The sequence below is a fragment of the Melghiribacillus thermohalophilus genome, assembly GCF_004342905.1.
Classification (GTDB): domain Bacteria; phylum Bacillota; class Bacilli; order Bacillales; family Alkalibacillaceae; genus Melghiribacillus; species Melghiribacillus thermohalophilus.
In genome coordinates, this window is sequence record NZ_SMAN01000046.1 from 1 (window position 1) to 1,211 (window position 1,211).

1 protein-coding gene is annotated in these 1,211 nt (G+C 45.3%); it reads right to left on the reverse strand.

The window, feature by feature from the left end; translation table 11 throughout:
• On the reverse strand, positions 1-1,163 hold a 1,163-nt coding region (locus EDD68_RS15120), incomplete at its 3' end, for an ISL3 family transposase (protein WP_132373331.1).
• Positions 1,164-1,211: the final 48 nt, after the last annotated feature.

The window sequence follows — 1,211 nt, forward strand, 5'->3', positions numbered from 1 at the left end:
ATACGCATATCAAATTTTTCAAGGTTGGGACATCCGAAACTTCTACGCTTTAAGGTCTTGATCAGGTTATTGGTGCCTTCCAGTTTTGCATTGGTCAGACGGAAGCGAAAATAATTTAATATTGGATCTTTCCACTGGAGAATGGTTTTGACAATCTTTTTCGTAGCTCCAGCACCTTCCGTCAAATAATAGCGGCACCAGGCTTCCAGCTCTGCTTTGGCTTGTTGCACATTCTCGTTTTCGTAGATGGAGCGAAAATCTTGAAGGGCTTCATATTGCTTCTTTAGATCTTCATTTTGTTTCAGCCATTCCTGAAGAATTTCTTTCTCGTCTGGTTTTAGCTTCTCTGGCTTCGTCATTAAGAGACGGCGCTGATGGCGGATTTCTTTATGATTGGTTGCGTAATTTTGATCCAGCTTACGAGCCCGATCCAGGGCTTTGGTAAACAACTGAATCACATGAAATTTATCGGCTACGAGGGCTGTTTCGGGCCAGATCTCTTGAATTGTATTCACCATTCCTGGAACTAAATCGGTAGCCACTACGTTTGGTGCTTCAAAGGGATACTGTTTGAGAGCTTCCTGAATGGCTTCCCGGCTCTTTCCGGGATGAGTCTGCCAGACATGACCCGTATGAGCGTCCATAAGAGCGACACTATAGTGATGTCCCTTTTTATGGGCGAATTCATCCATACACAGAGCCGTAGGAGCTTCATAGTTTTCTGGCCGAGCTAATGCTTCTCTGGCATATTCATAGAACCAGTGGGCAACCGTGGATGGGGGTACCCCCATCTCCTTTGCCACCGCCTCGAACGTGTGTCCATTGCATTTACGGGCAATCATTTTTTTGAAGTGTGCGGTGACTTTACTTCGGGCAGGAATACCAGGCCATTCCACCGTCCAGGTGATCCCGCAGTCATCGCAGCGCTGTCGATGAACAGGGATTCGAAGATAAATGTTTTCTCCTGTTGAAACCCAGGCATGGCGTAATACTCTTCTCTTCCCTCTTTCATGGTTGGTGCTGCACTGAAAACATAGTGGGCAGATATGGGTTTGAGGATAAGGTTCAACGTCCAGAATCCACCCATTCTGAACACGCTCCCCCTGATGGGTTAGACGAAAATTTTGTAAGTGAAGGATATCTGTAGTAAACTGTTTATACATGCAGATCTTCCTTTCTATTGGTTTTGGTTTGGGTTACTATTAACAATA